General features: G+C 47.5%; 21 protein-coding genes. 17 read left to right on the top strand and 4 right to left on the bottom strand.

What is annotated here, in order from left to right; genetic code table 11:
- Positions 1-14 precede the first annotated feature (14 nt).
- The 13 genes from hemC to B3F51_RS04580 all read left to right on the top strand — a co-directional run bounded on the left by hemC (position 15) and on the right by B3F51_RS04580 (position 14,385).
- Positions 15-2,432 (top strand): hydroxymethylbilane synthase, encoded by a 2,418-nt coding sequence (gene hemC, locus B3F51_RS04640; RefSeq protein WP_286945705.1) that lies wholly within the window; start codon positions 15-17, stop codon positions 2,430-2,432.
- A gap of 165 nt (positions 2,433-2,597) precedes the next feature.
- Complete coding sequence (gene hemB, locus B3F51_RS04635) at positions 2,598-3,563, top strand: porphobilinogen synthase (protein WP_070369549.1); 966 nt, start codon at positions 2,598-2,600, stop codon at positions 3,561-3,563.
- Between the two features lie 157 nt (positions 3,564-3,720).
- Positions 3,721-5,019 carry a glutamate-1-semialdehyde 2,1-aminomutase gene (gene hemL, locus B3F51_RS04630; protein ID WP_286945703.1) on the top strand — a complete coding sequence of 433 codons (1,299 nt, stop codon included), beginning with the start codon at positions 3,721-3,723 and terminating at the stop codon, positions 5,017-5,019.
- A 30-nt stretch (positions 5,020-5,049) separates the two neighbouring features.
- Positions 5,050-5,841 (top strand): sirohydrochlorin cobaltochelatase, encoded by a 792-nt coding sequence (locus B3F51_RS04625; protein WP_148637926.1) that lies wholly within the window; start codon positions 5,050-5,052, stop codon positions 5,839-5,841.
- Between the two features lie 29 nt (positions 5,842-5,870).
- Positions 5,871-6,629, top strand: a complete 759-nt coding sequence (cobM, locus tag B3F51_RS04620) for a precorrin-4 C(11)-methyltransferase (protein WP_070369546.1) — start codon at positions 5,871-5,873, stop codon at positions 6,627-6,629.
- A 4-nt stretch (positions 6,630-6,633) separates the two neighbouring features.
- Positions 6,634-7,689, top strand: coding sequence for a cobalt-precorrin 5A hydrolase (locus tag B3F51_RS04615; protein ID WP_286945700.1), 1,056 nt, complete (start codon positions 6,634-6,636; stop codon positions 7,687-7,689).
- Positions 7,690-7,715: 26 nt separating this feature from the next.
- Positions 7,716-8,453: a precorrin-3B C(17)-methyltransferase gene (cobJ, locus tag B3F51_RS04610; RefSeq protein WP_070369545.1), complete on the top strand. Its 738-nt coding sequence runs from the start codon at positions 7,716-7,718 to the stop codon at positions 8,451-8,453.
- Complete coding sequence (gene cobK / locus B3F51_RS04605) at positions 8,450-9,214, top strand: precorrin-6A reductase (protein WP_250934526.1); 765 nt, start codon at positions 8,450-8,452, stop codon at positions 9,212-9,214. The genes cobJ and cobK overlap by 4 nt, the downstream gene beginning before the upstream one ends.
- A 231-nt stretch (positions 9,215-9,445) precedes the next feature.
- Positions 9,446-10,948: a cobyric acid synthase gene (locus tag B3F51_RS04600; protein ID WP_263992931.1), complete on the top strand. Its 1,503-nt coding sequence runs from the start codon at positions 9,446-9,448 to the stop codon at positions 10,946-10,948.
- A complete protein-coding gene (gene cbiB / locus B3F51_RS04595; RefSeq protein ID WP_324251093.1) occupies positions 10,945-11,958 on the top strand; it encodes an adenosylcobinamide-phosphate synthase CbiB in 1,014 nt (337 codons plus the stop codon). The genes B3F51_RS04600 and cbiB overlap by 4 nt, the downstream gene beginning before the upstream one ends.
- A 45-nt stretch (positions 11,959-12,003) precedes the next feature.
- Entirely contained in the window at positions 12,004-13,050 is a 1,047-nt protein-coding gene (locus B3F51_RS04590; RefSeq protein ID WP_070369542.1) for a pyridoxal phosphate-dependent aminotransferase, read from the top strand.
- Positions 13,050-13,604, top strand: a complete 555-nt coding sequence (cobU, locus tag B3F51_RS04585) for a bifunctional adenosylcobinamide kinase/adenosylcobinamide-phosphate guanylyltransferase (RefSeq protein ID WP_070369541.1) — start codon at positions 13,050-13,052, stop codon at positions 13,602-13,604. Before B3F51_RS04590 ends, cobU begins: the two co-directional genes overlap by 1 nt.
- Before the next feature lie 88 nt (positions 13,605-13,692).
- Entirely contained in the window at positions 13,693-14,385 is a 693-nt protein-coding gene (locus tag B3F51_RS04580; protein WP_286805592.1) for a DNA alkylation repair protein, read from the top strand.
- A gap of 13 nt (positions 14,386-14,398) precedes the next feature.
- On the opposite strand, the gene B3F51_RS04575 is transcribed toward B3F51_RS04580, so the two are convergent.
- Entirely contained in the window at positions 14,399-16,315 is a 1,917-nt protein-coding gene (locus B3F51_RS04575) for an FAD-dependent oxidoreductase (RefSeq protein ID WP_286945698.1), read from the bottom strand.
- Positions 16,316-16,504: 189 nt separating this feature from the next.
- Here B3F51_RS04575 and B3F51_RS04570 point away from each other — a divergent pair, with 189 nt between their 5' ends.
- The 4 genes from B3F51_RS04570 to B3F51_RS04555 all read left to right on the top strand — a co-directional run bounded on the left by B3F51_RS04570 (position 16,505) and on the right by B3F51_RS04555 (position 21,317).
- Positions 16,505-17,848, top strand: coding sequence for a helix-turn-helix domain-containing protein (locus B3F51_RS04570; RefSeq protein ID WP_286945696.1), 1,344 nt, complete (start codon positions 16,505-16,507; stop codon positions 17,846-17,848).
- Positions 17,849-18,063: 215 nt separating this feature from the next.
- On the top strand, positions 18,064-18,600 hold the full coding sequence (locus B3F51_RS04565; protein WP_286945693.1) for a DUF1697 domain-containing protein: 537 nt from the start codon (positions 18,064-18,066) through the stop codon (positions 18,598-18,600).
- A gap of 99 nt (positions 18,601-18,699) precedes the next feature.
- On the top strand, positions 18,700-20,670 hold the full coding sequence (locus tag B3F51_RS04560) for a tetratricopeptide repeat protein (RefSeq protein ID WP_286945692.1): 1,971 nt from the start codon (positions 18,700-18,702) through the stop codon (positions 20,668-20,670).
- Complete coding sequence (locus tag B3F51_RS04555) at positions 20,655-21,317, top strand: hypothetical protein (protein ID WP_070369535.1); 663 nt, start codon at positions 20,655-20,657, stop codon at positions 21,315-21,317. The genes B3F51_RS04560 and B3F51_RS04555 overlap by 16 nt, the downstream gene beginning before the upstream one ends.
- Positions 21,318-21,434: 117 nt before the next feature.
- Here B3F51_RS04555 and B3F51_RS04550 read toward each other — a convergent pair whose 3' ends face one another.
- From B3F51_RS04550 to B3F51_RS04540, 3 genes are read right to left on the bottom strand one after another with little or no spacing between them, the layout of a single operon-like run.
- Positions 21,435-22,685: an ABC transporter permease gene (locus B3F51_RS04550; protein WP_070369534.1), complete on the bottom strand. Its 1,251-nt coding sequence runs from the start codon at positions 22,683-22,685 to the stop codon at positions 21,435-21,437.
- Complete coding sequence (locus tag B3F51_RS04545; RefSeq protein WP_286945691.1) at positions 22,672-23,400, bottom strand: ABC transporter ATP-binding protein; 729 nt, start codon at positions 23,398-23,400, stop codon at positions 22,672-22,674. The genes B3F51_RS04550 and B3F51_RS04545 overlap by 14 nt, the downstream gene beginning before the upstream one ends.
- A gap of 3 nt (positions 23,401-23,403) precedes the next feature.
- Positions 23,404-24,321, bottom strand: a complete 918-nt coding sequence (locus tag B3F51_RS04540) for an efflux RND transporter periplasmic adaptor subunit (RefSeq protein WP_286945690.1) — start codon at positions 24,319-24,321, stop codon at positions 23,404-23,406.
- Positions 24,322-24,397: the final 76 nt, after the last annotated feature.

The following is a 24,397-nucleotide window of genomic DNA, read 5'->3' as shown; positions in this document are numbered from 1 at the left end:
TGGAGATAGGATAAATGAATATAAAAGTTGGAACACGGGGCAGCACGCTGGCCCGCACCCAAAGCCAGTGGCTGATTGATGTACTGGCGAAAGCCCATCCGCAGGTAAACTTTGAAATGGTGATTATTAAAACTAAAGGTGATCTGGTTCAGGATAAACCGCTTGATAAAATTGGCGACAAGGGCTTGTTTACCAAGGAGTTAGAAGATGCGCTACTATCCGGTGAGATCGATATGGCCATCCACAGTATGAAGGATATGCCGTCAAAGCTGCCGGAAGGCCTGGTCTTAACGGTGCCACCGGTTCGGGAGGATCCCCGGGATGTCCTGTTGACACCCCATCGGATTACTGCCCTGGATGAGTTGCCCAAGGGTGCTGTGGTGGCCACCGGCAGCAAACGGCGAATTGCTCAGCTGCAGAAACTGCGGCCGGATGTGGAAATTGTGGGTATTCGTGGTAACATCGATACCCGAATCCGCAAAATGCAGGAGCAGCAATTGGATGGCATCATTCTGGCGGCAGCCGGGTTAAAACGGATTGGCCGCTTGGAAGACTCAGCCTACTACACCGTCGCACTACCGGAAACCACCTTTATCCCGGCACCGGCCCAGGGTATTCTGGCGGTGGAAGTCCGGGAAGACAATCAGACGGTTAACGAACTGATGGCAGTCATCAGCGATCAAAATACGATTGTTCAAATGAGCGCCGAACGGAGTTTTTTAAATGCCTTAAACGGGAGTTGTCATATTCCCGTTGGCGCATTTTGTGAAATAGAAGCTGAAGAAATTACAGTATACGGACTGTATGGTCTGGAAGATGGGAGTCGGGTGGTGACCCGATCCATAAAAGGTGCACCTGAGGAGGCAGAAAATTTGGGAAAACAATTAGCTAAAGCATGTTATCAGGCAGTGCATGAAAAACCGGGAAAGGTCTATCTGGCTGGAGGCGGTTGCGGCGATCCCGGCCTACTGACCGTTAAAGCCAAGGATATTTTGACCAAAGCCGATGTGGTGGTATATGATGCTCTGGTTAATGAAAGCTTTTTAAACGATGCCCGAGCTGATGCTGAAATTATCTATGTCGGCAAACGGGCGGGAAACCATGCCATGCGCCAGGAAGATATCAATGCCCTGTTAGTCCAAAAAGGCCAGGAAGGTAAATTGGTCCTGCGCTTAAAAGGCGGCGACCCCTATGTCTTTGGCCGGGGTGGCGAAGAAGGGGAAGACCTCTATGACGCTGGGGTACCCTTTGAAGTGATCCCCGGGATTACCTCGGTTATCGGCGGACTGGCTTATGCCGGGATTCCGATTACACATCGGGACTGTGTATCATCGTTCCATGTTATTACCGGACATTTAAAATCGAACGCCTACGACGGTTCATCAGATCTGGACTGGCCGGTGCTGGGCAAACTCAAAGGCACGATCGTCTTTTTAATGGGCGTTAAAAATCTGGAAAAGATCTGTGACGAACTGGTTAAAAACGGTATGAATCCGGAAATGCCAGTGGCTGTGGTGCATCGGGCCTCCACCCCCTATCAGCGGATCGTAACCGGAAACCTGACCACCATCTATGATATTGCCGCGGAAGCAAAAATCACGGCGCCGAGCCTGATTGTGGTCGGCGAAGTCGTGAATAAAAGGCAAAAACTGCGCTTCTTTGATGAAAAACCATTGTTTGGCAAAAACATTATCGTCACCCGGTCCCGGGAACAGAGTTCTCAAATGGTTGAAAAGATCACGGAGTTGGGTGGCAATGCCATTGAATTCCCAACCATCAAAATTGTCCCCATTAACGAAGCCGCCTGTGACGAAAAGGTGAAGTGCCTTAAGGACTACAGCCATATTATTTTTACCAGCATCAATGGCGTGGAAGTCTTCTTCGATTCGTTGGCCCGCTGTGGCAAAGATGCCCGAGCCTTTGGCAACCTGCATATTACCGCCATTGGAGAAGGTACCAAAAATGCCCTCTTAGCCCGGGGCCTGCAAGCCGATTTTGTGCCGGATAAATATGTCGGCGAAGAACTGGTCAGCGGTCTGGTGCCGCTGCTCACTAAAGACAGCCGGGTGCTGATCCCCCGATCTAAAAATGCCCGGATCTATGTGGTCGAAGAATTGTCAAAAATCTGTCCAGTCGACGAGGTTCAAAGCTACGAAACCATCCGCGAAGATCATGCCACTGTTGATCCGCTGGCAATGTTAAATAACAAAGAAATTGATTATATTACCTTTACCAGTTCCACCACCGTCGAGTTTTTTGTCGAAAAAATCGGCGCCGCCCATATTGATGCCATTAACACCGCAAAATGCGTATCGATTGGGCCCCAGACCTCAAAGAAATGTGTTGAGCTGGGTATCACTGTCGATATCGAAGCCGAAACCTATACCATTCAGGGCATGCTGGATGCGATTTTGAAGGATTCACAGAAATAAAACTTGAGTAAAAGAGCTGAAGTAGTACCGACAATTGGTTACATCATGTTGTACGCATCGGAGCGGACATGGCAGAGCCTGTCCGATTCCGCGGCGAACAACAGATTAACAATTGGTCGGTACGGTGCATGCAAATAACTAGAAGTAAATTAGGAGGTCAGCAATATGTTGCCAACACGATTACGAAAAAATACGGCGGTTCGGAATTTAATCCGGGAAACCCAGCTGTCCATGAATGATGTGGTTTATCCGCTGTTTATAGTCGATGGACAGGGAGTGCGCAAAGAAATCGGCTCGATGAAAGACCAGTACCACCTGTCTTTGGATATGCTCGGGGCGGAAACCCTGGCGCTAAAAGAACTGGGCATTCGTTATGTCATTTTGTTTGGAGTCCCTGATGAAAAAGACGGTGAAGCTACCCCTGCCTTTGTAGCCGATGGTCTGGTTCAGGAAGCCATTCGGGTGATTAAAAAGGTTGATCCGGAAATGTATGTGATCACCGATGTCTGTTTGTGTGAGTACAAGAGCGACGGCCATTGTTGTTTCTTTGAAGAAAACGGTGAGATCCGCCGGGCTCAGACCCTGGAAACCTTAAGCAAAACGGCGCTCAGCCATGCCGAAGCCGGAGCTGATATGGTCGCCCCTTCGGACATGATGGACGGCCGCATCGATCATATGCGAGAAACCCTTGACCGAGCCGGTTATGAATCGATTCCGATCATGGCTTATTCGGCCAAGTTTGCTTCCAGTTTTTATGGCCCCTTCCGGGATGCCGCCAACTCGGCCCCAGCCTTTGGCGACCGCCGCAGCTATCAGATGGACCCGGCCAATTCCCGGGAAGCCTTAAAAGAAATGGTTCTGGATATCGATGAAGGAGCTGACATTGTGATGGTTAAACCGGCCATGCCGTATCTTGATATCATCGCTCAGGGCAAGGAACTTTCTTATTTACCGATGGCCGCCTATCAGGTCAGCGGCGAATATGCCATGATCAAAAATGCTGTCGATGCCAATCTGATGGATCGCCGGGCGATTTTTGAAAGCCTGATCAGCATCAAACGGGCTGGCGCCGACATCATCATCACCTATTTTGCCAAAGAACTGCAGGCGATGCTGAAGGATTATCAATAACAGCAAATTATTTATAAGTCATGAATCGATTGTTTAAGACAAACGCAGTACCGACAATTGTTACATCATGTTGTGACCCCTTGGTCATTGGTCGGTACGGTTGGGAGCGAACACCTGAGTTTTACACGATAGTGAAATAATTATTATTGGAGAGATTATGAATCGAGAAAAATCAGAACAATTATTTATCGAAGCCGAAAAATATATCCCCGGCGGCGTCAACAGTCCGGTGCGGGCCTTTAAATCAGTGGAGATGCCACCGGTTTTTATTGACCATGGTCAGGGTGCTAAAATTTATGATGTCGATGGCAACGAGTATACCGATTATATCTGTTCCTGGGGGCCCCTGATTTTAGGTCACGCCTCACCGGTTTACTTTGACGGGATTCAGGAAATGCTGCAAAAAGGCACCAGCTTTGGCGCCCCAACTGCCATTGAGGTTGAGGTGGCCAAGCTGATCACCGAAGCCTATCCCTCGATGGAAATGGTGCGAATGGTCAGCTCCGGCACCGAAGCGACGATGAGTGCGCTGCGGGTCGCCAGAGGTTATACCGGCCGGGATAAGATCATTAAATTTGAAGGCTGCTACCATGGCCATGCCGATGGCCTGCTGGTTAAATCTGGCTCCGGTACCTTGACCTTTGGCGTTCCGACCAGCTCCGGGGTGACCCCGGGCACAGCTAAAGATACCTTAGTAGCAACCTATAACGACATTGCCAGCGTCAAAGCCCTCTTTGTCGAAAACCCCGGTGAAATTGCCGCCATCATCGTCGAACCAGTGGCCGGTAATATGGGCGTTGTCCCACCCGATCTGGATTTTATGAAAGAGCTGCGGGTCATTACCGAGGCCGAAGGAACGGTGCTGATTTTTGATGAAGTCATCACCGGATTCCGCTTAGCTTACGGCGGCGCCCAGGAAGTCCTGGATATTAAACCAGACATGACTACCTTAGGCAAAATCATCGGTGGTGGCATGCCTGTCGGCGCTTACGGCGGACGTCGGGATATTATGGCTACCGTAGCCCCCTTAGGCGGTGTTTATCAGGCGGGAACCCTATCCGGAAATCCCATCGCCATGAAAATGGGACTCAACACCCTGACCTACCTCCGGGATCATCCCGAGGTTTTCACCGAAATGGAAGAAAACGCCAAGCTGTTAGAAGCAGGTTTTAAGGCCAATATTGAAAAAACCGGTGTCAAAGCCCAGATGGTCCGTTTCAAAGGGATGACCTGCTGCTTCTTTACCGATGTCCCCATTGATGGCTATGCTGCCGTGATGACCTCGGACACCAAAGCCTACACCAAATATTTTAAAGCCATGCTGGACGCTGGCAACCTGATGCCGCCAGCCCAATTCGAAGGTATTTTCCTCTCCGCCGCCCACACCAAAGCGGACATTGAGAAAACCATCGAAGATCACTACCAGGCATTACTGTCTTTATCTGAATCAAAATAGAAATAATAACATAAATAGGAGAACCACTTAATGGAAAAAAAAGCGTTACTGGTCATCAGTTTTGGTACATCTTACCCTGAGACCCGAAAAAAAACCATCGAGGCTACCGAGAACCGCTTAAAAGAAGCATTCCCGGACCATGATTTTTATCGAGCCTTTACTTCTCGTATGATCATCAACAAACTGAAGAGCCGGGACAACGAATCCGTGGATACCCCGCAAGAAGCCCTTAAAAAGCTGAAAACAGCTGGTTATACCCACGTGCAGTGTCAGACCACCCATATCATCAACGGTTATGAGTATGACATTACCCTAAAAGAACTGAAGGCCTTTGAAAAAGACTTTGCATCCCTGACCCTGGGCCGACCGCTGTTAACCACGGTTGAAGATTACGAAGAAACGGTGGACATCGTGATGAAACAGATGCCCAAGCTCAAAAAAGGCGAAGCCCTGGTTTATATGGGCCATGGTAGCGATCACCACGCCAATTCCACCTATCCCTGCCTGGATTATATGTTTAAAATGAAGGGCCATGAGGATGTTTATGTGGGGACGGTCGAAGGTTTCCCGGAACTGGAAAACATTGTGCCGTTACTTCTGGAAAAGAAATATAAAAAGATTTATCTGGCACCCTTTATGCTGGTAGCCGGTGATCATGCGATTAATGACATGGCCAGTGATGAAGAAGATTCCTGGCGAACCGTTCTTGAAGAACAGCGGTTTAAAGTCGAATGTATCCTGGAAGGCCTGGGTGAATATACTGGCATTCAGAACATGTTTTTAGATCATTTAAAGAAAGCACAACCCGTTACAGAAATGTAGGGACATTATAGAGTTTAGGAGAAATAGTTATGAATACAGTGTATATGGTGGGTGCAGGCCCAGGAGATCCCGAACTGATTACCGTTAAGGGTCAACGAATTGTCAACGAAGCAGATATTATAATTTATGCCGGTTCTTTGGTCAACAAAGCCATTATTGCCGGACATAAACCCGATGCCGAAATTTTTAATTCTGCCTCAATGACCCTGGATGATGTGATTGCCGTGATTAAACGGGGCACGGAAGAAGGAAAGAAAATTGCCCGGGTTCATACCGGTGATCCTTCTATTTATGGTGCCATCCGGGAACAGATGGACCGCTTGGACGAGCTGGGCATTCCCTTTGATGTAATTCCCGGGGTCAGCTCCTTTGTGGCCTCAGCAGCCGCCCTTAAAAAAGAATTTACCCTGCCGGATGTATCCCAAACCGTTATTTTAACCCGTTTGGAAGGTCGAACTCCGGTGCCGGAAAAAGAAAAGCTGGAAGATCTGGCCTCCCATCAGGCGTCGATGTGTATCTTCTTGTCGGTTCAGATGATTGACGATGTGGTGGCACGATTGATGAAACATTATGCCCCAACCACCCCGATTGCGATTATCCAACGGGCAACCTGGGAAGATCAGAAAATTGTTATGGGAACCCTGGAAACCATTGCCCAGAAAGTAAAGGACGAAAATATTACCAAGACTGCCCAAATCTTAGTGGGGGATTTCCTCGGCGATCAGTACAGCTTATCCAAGTTGTATGATCCCAGCTTTACCCACGAATACCGTCAAGGGGTTGAATAAAACCGTGAAAACTGAAAAATGGGCCATTGTCACCCTGTCAAAGGATGGCATGGTTTTGGCGAACCGGTTGGCCAAACATTTGGATGACCGGGAATGTCAGATCTACACCAAAGAAAAATACGCCAATGAAACCACAAAAATTATCACCACCGATATTACTACCTTTATGGGCAGTATCATTGGGGAATACCAGATCATCTGTTGTATTATGGCAACCGGCATTGTGGTTCGGGCGATTGCCCCCCATCTGGCACATAAATCCTCCGATCCGGGGATTCTGGTGATGGATACCAATGGCGAGTTTGTCATTAGTCTGCTGTCCGGCCATCTGGGTGGCGCCAATGACGCCACCCGGCTGGTGGCCAAACGCCTGTCGGCGCAGGCGGTGATTACTACCGGCACTGATGTTAAAGGTACGATGGCGGTGGATGTACTGGCTCAAAAAATTCATTGCACCATCGATAATTTTACTGATGCCAAGGATGTCACGGCGCTGATTTTGAATGGCGATCCGATTGCCCTGATTAATCAGGAAAACTGTGATCTGGATGCAGTGGTGCTGCCCCAAAACATTAAAACAGTCGTGGATTTAACCACAATCAATCAATATTCCGGTGCGATCATCACGACGCTGGATACCCAAAAAACTGACCTGCCAATACCAAGCGTCAAGCTGGTGCCCAAAAAACTGGTACTGGGGGTCGGTTGTCGCCGGGATACCCCGGGCGAGCGGATCATTCAGGCCATCACAGAGACACTGGCCGCTTTGAATCTCAATAAAAAAGGGATCAAGTCCCTGGCTACCATCGGTCTGAAAGCAGATGAACCGGGAATTATCGAAGCCTGTACTTTCTTTGCCGCAAAAAAGGTGATCATCCCCAATGAAATGGTGCAAATGGTCCAAAGTCGTTTTGACGCGTCCGATTTTGTTTTTAAAACCACCGGTCTTTATGCCGTTTCCGAACCCTGCGGCTTTGTCGCCTCCGGCTTCGGAAAATGTCTGCTGGAAAAACAGAAACTGGGCGGTATTACCCTGTCGGTTTGGCGGGATGAAAATTGAAAACCTTGTATATAAAAGGAGAAAAAATGAGCAAAATTTATGTTACCGGGATTGGTCCCGGTCTGTATGAACATATGACCGAGGCGGCCAAAGCCAGCCTGGAAGATGCCGATATTATTGTTGGCTACAAAACCTATATCGATATTATTGCCGATTTAATTGGCGACAAGGAAGTTATGTCGTCAGGGATGCGCCGGGAAATTGACCGCTGCGAAAAAGCCCTGGAGTTGGCTGAACAGGGCAAAAAAATCTGTCTGGTCAGTAGCGGCGATGCCGGTGTTTTCGGAATGGCTGGGATCATGCTGGAAATTGTGGAAGCAAAAAACAGTGACGTTGAAGTTGAGATCATTCCCGGGATTTCGGCTGCCAATGCCGCTGCTTCAACACTGGGCGCTCCGCTGATGCATGATTATGCCGTGATCAGTCTCAGTGATCTGCTGACGGATTGGGCGGTCATTGAAAAACGGCTGCACTGTGCCGGTGAAGGGGACTTTATTATTACCCTCTACAACCCCAAAAGCAAGGGCCGTCCCCACAATATTGAAGCTGCCCAGGAAATTCTGCTGAAATATAAAGCGCCGGAAACCCCAGTGGGGATTGTGCGTAATGCCAAGCGTAAAGATGAGTCGTATGTGATCACCACCCTCAAAAAAATGAATGAAGCAGAGATTGATATGTTTTCGATGGTGATCATCGGTAATTCCAAAACCTATGTAACCCGGGATCAATTAAAAATGATTACCCCGAGAGGTTATCAGCTTTGATTCTGGTATTGGGAGGAACCCTTGACAGCCGAATATTAACTGAACTTCTGCTTGAAGAGGGAAAAGAAGTCTGCTATTCATCGCTGACCAATATCGCCACCGATCAGATCGCAGAAAACCCCCTCTTAACAAAGATCTCAGGACAGTTGGATGCGGGAACCCTGCGGGAAACCATCACCATTTATAATATCAATCTCTGTATCGATGCCACCCACCCCTATGCCCGGGAAATTTCTGAAAATGCAATCTGGGCTTGTGATGCCATGAATATCGATTATATCCGACTGGAAAGACCATCACATATTGACGAGGGAAGCGATATTATCGCTTATCATACCTACGAAGATGCCCGGGATTATCTGATTGGAGCAATGGGAAAAAGTGACCGAAATATTCTTTTGACCACCGGCAGCCGACAACTGGAAGCCTTTGAAGGGCTGCCCAAAGACCGCACCTATATCCGCGTCCTGCCCACGGCTGGGGTCTTAAAAAAATGTGAAAATTTGGGCTATAAACCCCGGCATATTCTGGCGCTTCAGGGCCCTTTTTCGGTGGAGATGAATGTTGCCACCATGAAAGAATACAAGATCGGCTTTGTTGTCACCAAAGATAGCGGCGACGTTGGCGGCATCCCCGAAAAGGTCGCAGCCGCCCGACAGGTTGACGCAAAAATTTTATTCATCCGCCGTCCCGCCGTCGCCTATCCCCGGGTGATCACGTCCGTTGAAGACGCCGTGGTTTGCGCATTGAAAAACCATTAGAATTTTGGTTTATAGAACAGTTAAAGTTATTTATGAGTTTTTGAAATTTAAAATGCTAAAGAATCGAACAATGATTGCTTTGTTGTCAGTTTCACAAACAATTGTGTAACGTGTAGGCGAACAGTCGATAGACTGTCCGCCGTACAGTGTAACAATTGTTTCGTGCAAACTGGCAGCAAAGCTCACGACAGTATCTTAGTTAGCAAAGCAAGTTAAGAAAGAGGAGAAGACATGGCAAAAAATATTATGTTTATGGGCACCGGGTCGTCAGTTGGAAAAAGTCTGATCACTGCGGCTATGTGCCGGATACTCGATAACCACGGCTATCAGGTGGCGCCCTATAAATCCCAGAATATGGCCCTTAATTCGTTTATCACCAAAGACGGCAAAGAAATGGGCCGGGCTCAGGTGGTTCAGGCCGAGTGTGCCCGGATCGAACCCCAGGTCGAGATGAACCCGGTGCTGCTTAAGCCAAATTCCGATGTTGGCTGTCAGGTCATTTTGATGGGAAAAGCCGAATTTAATATGGATGCCATGGATTATCACGCCCATAAACCCAAACTGGTGGAGATTGTGGTTTCGGCTTACGATTCGCTGGCTAAAGACAAAGATGTCATTGTCATCGAAGGGGCCGGCAGTCCGGCTGAAATCAACCTGCGGGACAATGATATTGTCAACATGGGACTGGCCGAGCTGGTGGATGCGCCGGTTGTGCTGATTGGCGATATCGACAAGGGTGGCGTGTTTGCCTCGATTTATGGTACAATTATGCTACTGCAACCCGAAGAACGAGCCCGGATAAAAGGCTTTATCATCAATAAATTCCGGGGCGATGTGGAACTATTAAAACCCGGTATCAAAATGATCGAAGACATGGTCAATGTGCCCTGCCTGGGCGTCATTCCTTACAAACGCTTTGTTATTGATGATGAAGACAGTGTCAGTGAACGCTTTGATAATCAGTCTGAAGGTCTGATCACGATTGGCGTGGTCTATCTGCCCCATCTGTCGAACTTTACCGACTGCACCGCCTTTGAAATGCACCCCGATGTCAAGGTGGAATACTATCGCAATCAGCGGGAGTTACAGTTGGCCAACCCGGATCTGCTGGTTATTCCCGGCAGCAAGAATACCATTGATGACACCTGTCACGTGATTAACAGCAAGATGGGTGATGAAATCCATCGGCTCCATGACTGCGGCGTCCCGATTGTGGGCATCTGCGGCGGCTATCAGTTGCTGGGCAAAGAAATTCGCGATCCCTTCCAGGTCGAATCAACCAAGGGCAGTATTGAAGGCTTGGGGCTTTTAAACATTGTCACCACCATCGAAGCAGAAAAGCGGACCGTTAGGACAGCTGGCAAGGTTCAGGGGAACTTCATGGGAATTGAGCTGGCTGACATGGAAGTGGAAGGTTACGAAATTCACATGGGCATCAGCGAAGCGCTGGATCATGCCAAACCGTTTGCCATTCTTGATGACGGCACCATCGATGGCGTGATTGCCGAAGATGGCACCGTCATGGGAACTTATCTTCATGGTATCTTTGACAACGACGGCCTGCGGGAAAAAATCATTGAAGCGCTACGGATCAAAAAGAATTTGGAAGCTGGCCCAGCGGCCTTTGATTTTAAGGCTTTTAAAGAAGAACAGTATGATTTGCTGGCCCAGACAGTGGAAGCGAATCTGGATATGAATAAAATAATGGAAATCATTGGAGAAATAGAAAAGTGAATCTGATCGAAGGACTTCCCCTGGGTTTAGGGGGAGGCTTTTGGTTTTTACTGATCCTCATCGGCGTGGTGTTGGATTGGCTGATCGGGGATCCTCCCTGGCTGCCCCATCCGATCATTGCCATCGGTAAAACCATCGGCTTTTTAAATAAAAAACTGAATCACGGCAAGCATCGCAAGGCCAAAGGCTTTTTGCTGTTATTTTTAGTGCTGGGCCTAACCGGGGCAATCGTTTTTGGGCTGCAGTGGCTTTTGTACAGCATCAACATTTATCTTTACATCCTCTTTAACCTCTATCTGATTGTCACCGCCCTGGCCGCTAAAACCCTGGCAGTTGAAGTACAAAAAGTGATGACCGCCTTAATGGGCGGCGATATTGAAGTCTCCCGGGTTCAGGTTGGCTATCTGGTTGGACGGGATACCTCGGAACTCAAAGAAAAAGAAATCATCCGGGCGACGGTGGAAACCACCGCCGAAAATACCATTGATGGGGTTCTGGCACCAATTTTCTATCTGCTGCTGGGTGCCTTAATACCGGTGCCCTGGCTTAATCCCGTGATGCTGGTCATGCTTTATAAGGCAACCAACACCCTGGACTCAATGGTCGGCTACATCCAGGAACCCTATAAGGACTTTGGCTATGCTTCGGCAAAATTTGACGATCTCATCAATTGGATTCCAGCCCGCATCGGCAGCATCTTTATGCTGGTTGCCGGAATGTTTTTGGGATATACCTTCAATGATGGCTGTCGTATTTTTAAACGGGATCGTCACAACCACAAGAGTCCCAACTCGGCCCACCCCGAATCGGTGGTGGCCGGACTTTTAGGTATTCAGTTGGGCGGCACCAATCAGTATTTTGGACAGGTGCTGGAAAAGCCGACTATCGGTGACCCCAAAAGCCCACTGGAAATTCTCGATATCCGGGAAACCATCACGATCATGTACGGCAGTGAGGTTGTCCTGATGGTTTTTGCCACCTTGATGGCGGTGATTATCTTTTCTTTATAAGACAATTGGTAAAAGCAGCGAAACTAAAATTATGGGAGCGTCACGATGAATAAACACGGCGGATATCAGGGCGAGAATAAAAAAATGCTGGATTTCAGTGTCAACATCAATCCTCTGGGAATACCCCAGGGCATCCGGGAAAAACTGATTGCTGGCATTGATGAGCTGGTAAAATATCCGGAGATCACTGGGGTATCGGCGATAAAAAAGATTGCCGCTGATCTGGCGGTACTGCCTGAAAATATTATTCTTGGCAATGGCGCCATCGAGCTGATCTATCTTTTTGCCCGCAGCATCGGGCCAGGAAAGGCACTGATTGTGCAGCCTACCTTTAATGAATATGAACGGGCCTTGAAGCTTTACGGTTGGGAGGTCACTCATCATGTTTTATCAGAGAAAGACCAGTTTACCATTGACCCGGAAGTATTAGTGTCAGTGATTAAAAAAGAAGAGCCCCAGGCAGTCTTTATCTGCAATCCCAATAATCCCACTGGTCGGGTTTATAGCAGTGACTTTATCAGAGCAATGTTAGAGCATTCAACGCCAGAAATCAGCTGGTTTCTGGATGAGTCCTTTCTGGATTTTTCTGAGCAAAGTAGCAGTCTGGCATTGGTTAAAGAAGCAAAGCAGTCAGTCTTTATTCTCAAATCGTTGACAAAGTTTTATGCGCTGCCAGGGCTCCGCATTGGTCATGGGGTCGGAACACCGTCGATGATTAAGAAGATGGAAAGCTTCAAAGAGCCCTGGACCATCAATGCCCTGGGTTTGATTGCAGCGATCGGGGTATATGACGAAAAAGACTATGCGGCCAAAACCAAAACCTATATTCAGAAGGAACGCCACCGGGTTTTTGAAGCCTTGAGCCAGATTAACACCATCAAGGTTTATCAAAGCGGGACTGATTTTCATCTCTGCCGACTGTTACAGGGCACGGTGGCAGAGCTGCAGATTGCCCTGGAAAAAGAAGGCATGTCGCTGCGTACCTGTGAAGATTTTATGGGTCTTGACGACTCCTATTTTCGGATTGCGATCAAAAAAGAAGCAGAGAATACCAAGCTGTTGACTTTTCTTAAAAACTGGAGGAATGAGTAATGGGACAGTTAATATTTGTCACCGGCGGGGCCCGCAGCGGCAAGAGTACCTATGCCGAAAATTTAGCCCGGGAATCAGGCCAGCCCGTGGCTTATATTGCCACGGCGATTGCCTTTGATGATGGCATGAAAGACCGGATTGCCAAACATCAGGCGCAGCGGCCGAATCATTGGGGCACGATTGAACAATATAAGGATTTTCAGACAATTGCCGAGAATCCCATTTTTAAGCAAGCCAGGGTCGTCCTTTTTGATTGCCTGACCGTGATGACGACTAATAATATGCTCGATTTTCCGGTCGATTATGATACGTGTTCAATGGAGACGGTCGGCGAAATTGAAGCGGCGATCAAGCTGGAAGTCGAAAAGCTGCTGGATGTTTGTCAGGATAAAACCCTGATTGTGGTTTCCAATGAGGTCGGTCTGGGCCTGGTGCCAGCTTACAAACTGGGCAGTTATTTCCGGGACATTGCCGGACGGATGAATCAGCTGGTGGCCGGTCGAGCCGACGAAGCCTATTTACTGGTAGCGGGCTTACCAATGAAATTAAAATAAATGACAACAGGAGCCTATTTGCGCTGGCAATCACGATTGCCAGCGCAAAGGGCTTTTGTTTTGTCTGAAATAACAGGGAGAGCAGACCATGGATCAAAAAGAATTAAGAGATGAATTAGTGGCTTTATCCGAAGAAAAATATCAAAAATTTTCCAGTCGTTTGACACCGGGAACCGATACGATCTTAGGGGTACGCCTGCCAGCGCTTAGGAAGATCGCCAAACGGATTGCCAAAGCCGACTGGCGGGCTTATCTGGAAACCGCCCGGGATGACAGCTTTGAAGAAACTCTGCTCCAGGGAATGGTAATTGGTTATCTTGACGTGGAACTGGATGAACAGCTGGCACTAATCAAATCCTTCATCCCCAAGATTGACAACTGGTCAATTTGTGACAGTTTCTGTACGGGTCTGAAGTTCACAAAAAAACATAAAGAGGAGGTATGGCTGTTTTTACAACCCTACCTCCAGTCAAAAGAAGTTTATGAGATCCGTTTTGGGGTGGTGATGTTTATTACTTATTTTGTGGAAGACCGATATCTGGAGCCGATGTTTCGAAATTTCAATGCCATTGACTGCGACAACTACTACGTCAAAATGGCCGTGGCCTGGGCCATAACCAGCTGTTTTACAGTTTTTCCGGAAATGACGATGATTTATCTGAAGGCCAACGATCTGGATGACTTTACCTATAATAAGGCCTTACAGAAAATCATAGAATCGCGGCAGGTTAGTCCGGAGATGAAGGTGCGGATACGCTTTATGAAACGAAAAAAGAAATAATGATAATCAGTAATCAGATATCCAATCCGGCGTTATAACCGGCGGTGGTGGCGGTATAAAGGGTTCCCTGGCTGGTGGTGCAATCACCGATACAGATAACCGTATCAATCAGATCGGCAAATTTGGATACTTCCGGCAGATTTGGTTTGACCCCCAGAGAAAGAATCAGGGTATCAAAAGGTATTTCTTTTTGACCGGCACTCCCTTCAATCAGAACGGTATGATCCCCGGCCTTAATCAGTTTGTGATCTGCCAGGATGGTCACATTTTCTTTTTTAAGCAGCTGCAGCAAAGCCGTCATCGGAATTGGTGAAGGTTCAAGCATTTTCTTTTCACTGACCATTTCGACAATCGTGACATGTTTTCCTTTTCGGGCCAGATCCAAAGCGGTTTCACATCCGGTTAAGCCACCACCGGCAATGACGACATTTTGCCCGACAGAAACCGCTCCGGATTCAACATCACCGACCCAAACCACATCGCTTCCGTCCAAACCGGGAATGGCGGGAATATTGGTTTCGGCACCGACAGCAATAATCAGGGCATCCGGAGACTCGGCCAGAATGTTTTCAGGGGTCGCCGTGGTGGATAATCGCAGCGAAACATTGGAATGACGGCTGGTCATGCGGATTGCCCAGGCCAGATAGCTTTTAAGATCAGCCTTGAAATCCGGAGCAACCGCTAATCGTAGCGTCCCCCCGAGACAGTCGTTTTTTTCAAAAAGAACCACCTCATGACCCCGGTCTCCGGCTGTTCTGGCGGCTTCCATCCCGGCCGGACCACCGCCGATGATGACCACCTTTTTCTTGTGATCCGCCAGGGTGTTGGTATCTTTTAATTCACATTCCCGGCCCGCCTGGGGGTTAACGGCACAGGCTACCCGCAGCGGTTCCATACCATGAGTACGATTCAGGCACAGCACACAGCGGATACAGGGACGGATTTCTGCTTCATTCCCGGTACGGGCTTTATCGACACTATCGGGATCGGCAATAACGGTGCGGATCATCGCACACATATCGGCTTCGTTGTTTTCAATGATATCGGCTGCCAGATCCAGATCAATGGAACCAACGGTGGTGACTGGAACATGAATGCCTGGGGTTTTTTTAATACTGGCGGCGTAATGGGCATTATAACCACGTTTTAGATAGGTCGGTTGGGTGGTGATCGGCACCATTTCGTCATCCAGGAGCATCCCGGCGGAGACATGAATCAGATCGATTTTGTTCTGGATAAGTTTAATGAATTCAATGGTTTCGTCCAGTTCGACACCACCGGGAACCAGTTCAGCGGCACTCAGGCGAAATTCAATGGCCAGCTTATGGCCGACCTTGCGGCGAATGGCATCGAAGAGTTCACAGGCAAAGCGGGCCCGGTTTTCGATACTGCCACCATATTGATCGGTGCGGTGATTAAAGAGGGGTGAGAAAAAATTACTGACGAGAATGCCATGGCCACCGTGGATCAGTACCATGTCCATGCCAGCTTTCATGGCCCGCTCGGCGGCATTGGCAAACAGGTTAATCCAGTTTGTGATCTCTTCCTGGGACATCATGTCAATGGGGGATTGTCCTTCTTCGGGCATGTCGTGTCCCATCGCAAACCCCGCCAGTTCAATGGAGGCTTTGGCGCCATAACGATGAACCGTGTCGGCCAGAACCGCTAAACCGGGAACCACGTTGTCATCGCCGATGTTCACACAAAAACCGTTCATGTGTCCAAAGGGCGGGGTGACCATGGAGATTCCGACAGTGACAATTCCGGCGCCACCCTTGGCCAGAGCCCGGGTCCACTCGATCAGCTCCGGGGTCACCAGTCCTTCCGGGGAAGCCAACCGCGGCGCCGCCGGAGCGGTTTCGATCCGATTTTTTACAATCATATTACCAATTTTAATCGGGGTGAAGATCTTTGCGTATTTGGAATTCATTTTAAACCTGCTTTCTTTTTGTAAATCGTTTACTTAAATTAATTTTATCAGGAATATCAGTTAAAACAATGTCAATAAAGCAAAAAAAATCAAGTATATTTATTGCAAAATGACAATGAATGAATTTGCATTTTTATCATTAAATGCGTATAATATGAGCTAAAATATGCGGTTTAAAGCAGGTTAAAGATGAAAAATAGTAAAGACAGCAAAAATACATACCGAATTCGGGAGAAAAGTTTTGGGGATGATCCGGAAGAAAATTATAAGCTTAGAGGCTACTGTTTACAAAAACGGCGTTTCGAAGCAAAAAAAGCGAAACTGACCGAGGCTTTATTATCATGCGGGGGTCTGCAGCAGATCATTGATATCGGCTATCAGGTGCTGGGAAATCCGATGTTTGTCAGCGATATGGGCTACAATGTGCTGGCGTTTAATAAAAATGCGGTAGTTGGTGATCCGTCCTGGCCGGCCGCCAAATCGGAAGAAGAATTTGCAGCCTATGAACGGATCAAAAAACTTAATGATAGCGGTGTATTTGAAAGGCTCTATAGCAGCGAAAGCCCCTGTATTGAACATTTTGATTATGCTCCGACCCGCTGGATGGCTACAAAAATTGCAATCAATGGAGACAATATCGGCCATGTTGCTGTGGTGGAGTCCAACAAAGTCTTTACGCAAATGGATTTTGAGCTCCTGCAATGGCTGTCCCGAATCGTAGCCAATGAGCTGCAAAAAGAGCCGATTCGGAGTGGTCAGTTGGCTGGCGAGTTTGAGCATTTTCTGGTTGGTATGCTTGAAGAAAAAATCATCAAAGCAGAAACAATTAAAAAACAGGGAAACAAACTAGGCTTAAAGGCAAAAAAATATTGTTGTCTGGTCACAGTCAGTCCGGAGTTAAACACAGCAAAAAGAATGTCGCTGAGTTATATCAGAAGCATAATCAATCGTATCCTGGGGACTGAAAAATCTATTTTGTATCAGAATAAAATTACGGTATTGTTACTATGTGACAGAAAAGAAGCCCTTTCGGCTACTGCCAAAAGTAAACTGACTGAATTCTTAACCAGCAATCAGATGAATGCCGGTGTCAGCGCTTGTTTTTCGGAGTTGGCAGGGCTTAAAGACCATTACAATCAATCCATAAAAGCATTGGAATTGGGGGTCGCCATCAACCCCAAGCAGAAGCTTTTTTATTATGATGCGTATGCCTTTTATTATTTGCTTGAAATGGCGGGGGATCAAAACCGCTTAAAGGACTTTTGCAGTGGCGCATTAACTGATTTAATGGACTACGATCAAAAGTACCAAACAAATTACTGCCATAATCTGATCATCCATCTGCAGAACGACGGTAATGTGACCAAGACCGCCCAGTATTTTCAAATTCATCGCAATTCGATGAAATATCGTATCAAAAAAATCGAGGAAATTATGGCAGTGTCACTGGCAGATAGTGAAATTAAATTTTCATTGATGATGTCGTTCAAACTGCTGACTTATTTGGGTGATGATATTTTACTGAAGGTTTAAGCTAGATGTGAACACTTTATATTTATTAGGCACTGTCTTATAAATAAAGTTTCACAGGTTGTTTACGGGGTTAAGAGTTTGAGTGTAAGTGTTTTTTTGAATAGCGATTTTAAACGTCTGACTGTTTGTTGGGCGTTTTTTTCTATCATTTGTTTCTCTTTAGTGATACAATAAAGCCATTCGAAGCGACTCAATAAAAAGGAGATGCTATTATTATGGTGTATGTTGCCTTATTACGAGGTATCAACGTGGGCGGAAAAAATAAAATCGGAATGAAACAGTTAAAAGAGACCTTTCTTCGCTTAGGTCTGGAATCGGTGGTGACGTATATTAATTCCGGCAATGTAGTTTTTGTCGATCACCAGACCAAAGATGTGTTGGAAAAGAAATTGCGTCAGGAAATTTATCAGGAGTATGATCTGGATATTCCGGTATTAATTCGCAGTCTGAATGATTTTGAATGCTTAATGAAAATCTTGCCAGCTGACTGGAAAAATGATGATTCCATGAAATGCGATGTGCTGTTTTTGGAAAGTGGCTTGGACGAAACTGCAATAATGGAAAAATTGACTGTTAAACCCGGTATCGATACCGCCTTATCGGCCACTGGTGTCATTATCTGGTCGGTCGCAAGAAAAAATGTCACCCGTAGTAGCTTGACCAAAATTGTCGGCACCGATCTTTATAAAAAAATGACGGTACGAAATGTAAACACTGCCCGAAAGCTCTATGAAATGATGAGAAATCTTTAGATGGGATTAAGGCCGCTCGTTAAATTTTTTGATTAGTATGAATCTAGTCGATTACAAAGAAATAATTTTATCCCATCAGAATACCAAAGGAACGAAGCAATGAAAAACTGGAATCATCTACCTTCAGGCTCAATCGAGCTCACAATTGAAAGCGAAGCGTATCTGGAGCTCGCAAAAGACTATCTCTCAGAGTGCCAATACGAGGATGCGAAACAGGCGCTTGAGGTTGCCGTTAGAAGCATAAACCCACAGGCGGAATATCTGTTTGGAATTCTTTATCAAAATGCGCTTGGTGTTGACAGGGACAACGAAAAGGCGCTTTTTTGGTATCTTCGTGCGGCGGACCATGGCTACGCACCCGCCCAAATTGCTGCCGCTTGCTTGCATATTGATAAAGACAATGGGCTAACGGATTATGCTGAGGCCTACCGGTTGCTCACATTGGCGGTTCATAAAGAAGTTACTGATGAAAACGCTGAGTCGCTGTCTGCGGACTTTCCTCATGTAATAGAATGCTTCGATGAAGATGAGCGCTGGATGGCGGTGCAGGAAGGCTATGCAGAGTATCTGCTGGGATGGCTACATGGTGCCGGTCTTGTTGGGGCGATCGATCATGCAAAAGCCATCGGCTGGATGGAAAAGGCCGCAAAAAAAGGATTTCGGGCAGCTGTCTTTGAGCTTGCGCAGAAAAGTGAATATGGTATTGAGCGCAACGAAGTCTGGGCGAAAAAAGCGCTCGAGTATGGTGAACACGCCCCGCTTATTGGTGTCGCACGACGATATCTGGATAATGATGGCACACCGCAGGACAGTAAAAAAGGCCTGTCAATTCTCACAGAACTGGCCGACAAGGGCATCGGTAGCGCCCAGATCGCACTGGCTGAATGCTTGATCAAAGGAAAACATACGCCCAAAGATGCAAATAAAGCACTTCATTATTTATTGCTGGCGGCCAAAATGGTCGATGCAAAATTAATGACTGGTTTGGGCATTGCATTGTACAAGTCTGAAAAACCAGAGATAGATTTTGCCATAAAAAGCCTGGAGCTGGCGGTGGCTGCAGGGGATGATCAGGCGCTGGTTGAACTCGGGAATTTGTACTTTGACGGTGCGGGAGAAATGATGCCGGATCAGGAAAAAGCTTTCAACTATTTTACCCAGGCCGCCAAGAAAGATGTTCCCCGCGGTTGGGAATTGGTGGGGTACTGCTTGTATGAAGGCAAAGGCGTGTTGAAAAACAGGTGTGAAGCCTTGAGGTGGTATGAAAAAGCGGCCAAGTATGGACTTTATAACAGCTATTACATGATGGGGATGATTTACGGCTATGATGAGACCTTATTTAATTATGAGATAGCGGTTAGTTGTTTTGAAAAAGCGGCAAATTTTGGACAGACGGATGCGTTCGTGCGACTGGGAACCATGCATTTACACGGCGTCGGTACGAACCCACCGGATCGACAAAAGGCTTTTTCATATTTTAACCAGGCAGCGCAGGCGGATAACAGCCTCGGCTGGGAATGGGCAGCTTACTGCCATTATTGGGGCTACGGTACTAAAAAAAACCTGCAGAAAGCCCAGCAATTTTATCACAAGGCCGCTCAAAAGGGCTCGAGCCATAGCCAGTACATGCTGGGTTATATTTATGGATATGATGTCACACCGCCTGATTTTAAAAAGGCGGCTTGCTGGTTTGAAAAAGCAGCGGAGCAGGGTCACCGTGATGCCCAGCTTAAACTGGGCTTTTACTGCCACCAGGGGCGTGGTGTCAGGCAAAACTATAAAACAGCATTTAATCTATTTACCCAGGCGGCGGCCCAAGGACAGGCCAGCGCCATGTATAATATCGGCGACGCCTATGAAAACGGGTATGGCGTGGAAAAGGATGAAGAACAGGCGTTTGCCTGGTATCGCAAGTCAGCGGAGCTGGGTGACAAATGGGGGATGTTTGGTGCCGGTCGACTGCTTTTTTATGGCATCGGCACACCGCCAAATCAGGAAGAAGGCCGACGCTGGATAAACAAAGCCGCCAAAGCCGGTTTACCGGAGGCCATTAAATGGAGACCACACTAGATGTCAAATGCAACCAGATAAAAGATAGTAGCATGGACACATACCAATTTGACGCAGTTGCCTATCGACGCATAAGGCTTCCGTGGCTGCTGCTGGTTTTGTTTCTGTCGTTTGCTGTGGATGGTATACTGATCGGAATCTGGCAGACTGGGGTTAACCCGGAGGCAAAATATTACTGGGATGTCGGATTTGCGTTCCTGTGCTTCATCAACCTGGTGTTTGTGAAGGGTGTGTCGTTGTATATTTATTGGCATACAAAAAAGATGCGTTTGCGTAGCTATGTGCGGCTTGAAAAAGACGTGGTCGTTCATTACCTCTTGAGGACACGCATGTCCCACTGGCAGGTGGAGACAGCCAAGGAGACAAGCTTTGCCGCAGACGGCAAGGCGGAATACCTTTTCGCCGACACCGTTTTTATCTGGCAGGTGAAGACTATTAAGCGGCGACCAAACGGAAGCATCGTGATTGAAGGAATCATTGAAAGCGAAACGCTCAATGAAGGCTGGGAAGAATACAGCCCTGAAGACGGAAAAGCGTTAATAAAAATGATCAAAAGGCATAGGATTCCCGCTTATTATCAAGAGATGGATGAGATCATTAATGCGCTTGAGAGGCTTAGGTTAAAAAAAATACTGTCAGGATCATAAAACGAATGATCAAAAAATAAAAGCTTCACCCATAGCTCGAATTGAAGCTTTGGGTGAAGCTTTTAAAATTATCAGATCAATTTTGCAAAAATCCGCAATTCAGATAAAGCAGAGGAACTACTCATATCGTAGCGCATCAATCGGATCCAGTTTGGCGGCCTTATTGGCCGGATAAAAACCAAAGAAGACGCCGATGGCCATCGAGAAGCAAAGAGCAATGATCATTGGGCCAATAGGTGGTGTTGATGGGAATTTCATCAGGGTACTGCCTGTTATCCCCAAAACGGAGCCGAGGCCAACGCCAATGATTCCACCGATTAGACAGATAATCATCGCTTCGATGATAAACTGACTGCGGATCGCCGAATTACGGGCTCCTAAAGCTTTGCGGATACCGATTTCCTTGGTTCGCTCGGTGACGGATACCAGCATGATGTTCATCACCCCAATGCCGCCAACCAGCAGTGAGATACCGGCAATTACTGAGATACCCAGGGATAAGGTGCCGAGCATACCGGTGGCTTCACTGGCAATGGCTTCCAGGCTTTGGGCCTCAATGGTGTAGTCGGATAATGGACTCATTCCCTTAATAAAATAATCTTTGGTGGTCTGAGCAAAGGCGGCGGAGTCGGTGTTGGAAGTGGCCATGATGGTGAAGCTTTCATAACCAACCGTGTTGGCTGTATCGGGATTCAGTGATTTGGCGGTCGTGATGGGAATAAAGCACTCGACCCGGGTATCGTCACCCATGTAAAACAAGGGATTGTCAATCACCATTTTTTCGTAGACGCCAATGACCGTATAGGTTTCGTTAGTGGACTTGGTGTCGACCTGGACTTCTTTACCGATCACGTCGCCATCTACACCAACCAGGTTATTTCGTAGCGTCGTATCAATGATGATGACGTTGCGGTTCCCATCCATGTCCCGGTTGCTGATAAAACGACCCTGAACCAGATTGACATTGTTAACCAGACCATAGTCCGGGCTGGCGCCGGTGATGCTGACATCTTTATGGATGAAGCCACTGTTGAGCCTCCCCGAGCCCATCCCGGTCGAAAAGCTGATGGCCTTGATCTGATCGGCATAGGTGTTTCGAAATGCATCCAGTTCTTCCTGGGTAATCAGATCGTCTTCCTGCAAGGTGGATTGGGTATCGTAATTTTTGGGCGACAGTGAAACCATAATATTTTTGCCGCCGATCTTATCCATGGTTTTGGTGACCGATCCGGTCATGGCTGAACCCAGTGTGGAGATGGCCATAACCGAAGCAATCCCGATGATAATCCCCAGCATGGTAAGCAGTGCCCGCATCTTGTTGGCCCGCAAGCCCTCCAGGGCCAGTCGAATATTTTCAAACAGATTCATAGGAGCCCCCCAATTGATATTGATTATTTTTACGGTTATCGACGATCGAACCATCCCGGAGACGGATGGTTCGTTCGGTTTCTTCAGCCAGTTCGGCATTATGGGTGATCAGAATAATGGTTTTTCCTTGTTCCTGATGGAGTCGATGGAAGATGTCCATAACCAGACGACCGGTATGGCTATCCAGGGCACCAGTCGGTTCATCGGCCAGAATAATGGCCGGATCGTTGGCCATCGCCCGGGCGATCGCCACCCGCTGTTTTTGACCACCGGATAATTCATTGGGGCGGTGATGGGAACGACCACTCATTTCCACCAGTTGCAGCAAATCCGCCGCCCGCCGCGACCGTTCACTGCGGGGCACCCCGCCGTATAGCATTGGCAGAGCGACGTTTTTTAAGGCGGTGGAACGGGGGATCAGATTAAAGGTCTGAAAGACAAAGCCAATTTTTTTATTACGGATTTGCGATAAGCCATCGTCCTTGACATTTTCCATCGGTAGATGATCCAGATAATAGTGTCCTTTGGTGGGGCGATCCAGAGCCCCGAGGATATTCATCAGAGTGGATTTGCCGGAACCGGAAGCGCCGACAATCGATAAGAATTCGCCTTCATAAACATCCAAATCAATGCCATGGAGAATTTCCAGCTCGTTGGGAGTTCCCTGATAATAGGTTTTGACAATCCCCCGCATTTCAATAATTTTCTTGCGCATTGTTTAGACCCCGGCTTCCACAGAAACAGCCATTCCCGGTGATACGGTTTGTGGTTGGGAAATAATGGCCAGCCCTTCACTGAGCTGATCGCCGGCGATTTCAATGAGTGAATCGGTTTCCAGTCCGGTGGTGACCGGAATCGCTTCAACGGTATAGGAGCCTTGTTCAACAGGGTTTTCTTTGGCAATATAAATCGAAGTCTGACCGGCATCATTGACTACCAGCGCTTCGAAGGGAACACAGAAAACATCGGCCCGTTCTTCACTGACAATGCTTAAGCGGGTGGTCATCCCAATTTTTAGTCCAGTGACGTCAGCCGGTAGATCAACTTCAACCTCAAATTCGGCCTTGGTGGCGGCAGCATTCGCAGCAGCATCGTTTTTAATGGCGGTGGGGGCGATTTTAGAGAGATTTCCTGGGAAGACCTTATCGCCGGTGGCATCGGCTTTAACCAGAACTGGCATATTGTCGTGGATGTGATTCAGATCGGCTTCTTTAACCTTGCCGCGAACTTTCAGATCATTGGTGTCCTCAATGGTAAACAGTTCGCCATTGGCAGGGTTTCCTTTAACGGCGTTCATGGCCGTGATGGTACCGCTGGTGGTGGCTTTAACATAGCTGTAGCTGTCATCGGCTTTGTTATAGAGCTGACATAACCAATCGTCTTTGGCCACCCATTGTCCAACTGAAACATAAATTTTTTCAATATTATCATTGCTGGTATCATTTACTTTGACCTTGGTGTAGCTTTCAATCACGCCCGTGGCTGAGATTGTGTTTTGCAGGGTGGCCTTGGAGAGGGGGGTAGTTTTAACCGCAACCGCCGGGGCGGGCTGAGAATTGGCATAAACATAGGCACCCCCGCCAACCAATAGGGCTACCCCGAGCACAACACATAAAATAATTCCTTTTTTCTTCATAACTTCTCCTTCTTTGTTTCTTGGTTTGGGATTTGGAAAACGAGTTCGTCGCTATCACGATTCGTATTATTGTATT

It is taken from the genome of Acetobacterium sp. UBA5834 (assembly GCF_002435675.1).
Lineage (GTDB): Bacteria > Bacillota > Clostridia > Eubacteriales > Eubacteriaceae > Acetobacterium > Acetobacterium wieringae.
Note: the sequence above shows the minus strand (reverse complement) of the source record. Positions and strands in the feature narration are given on the sequence as shown.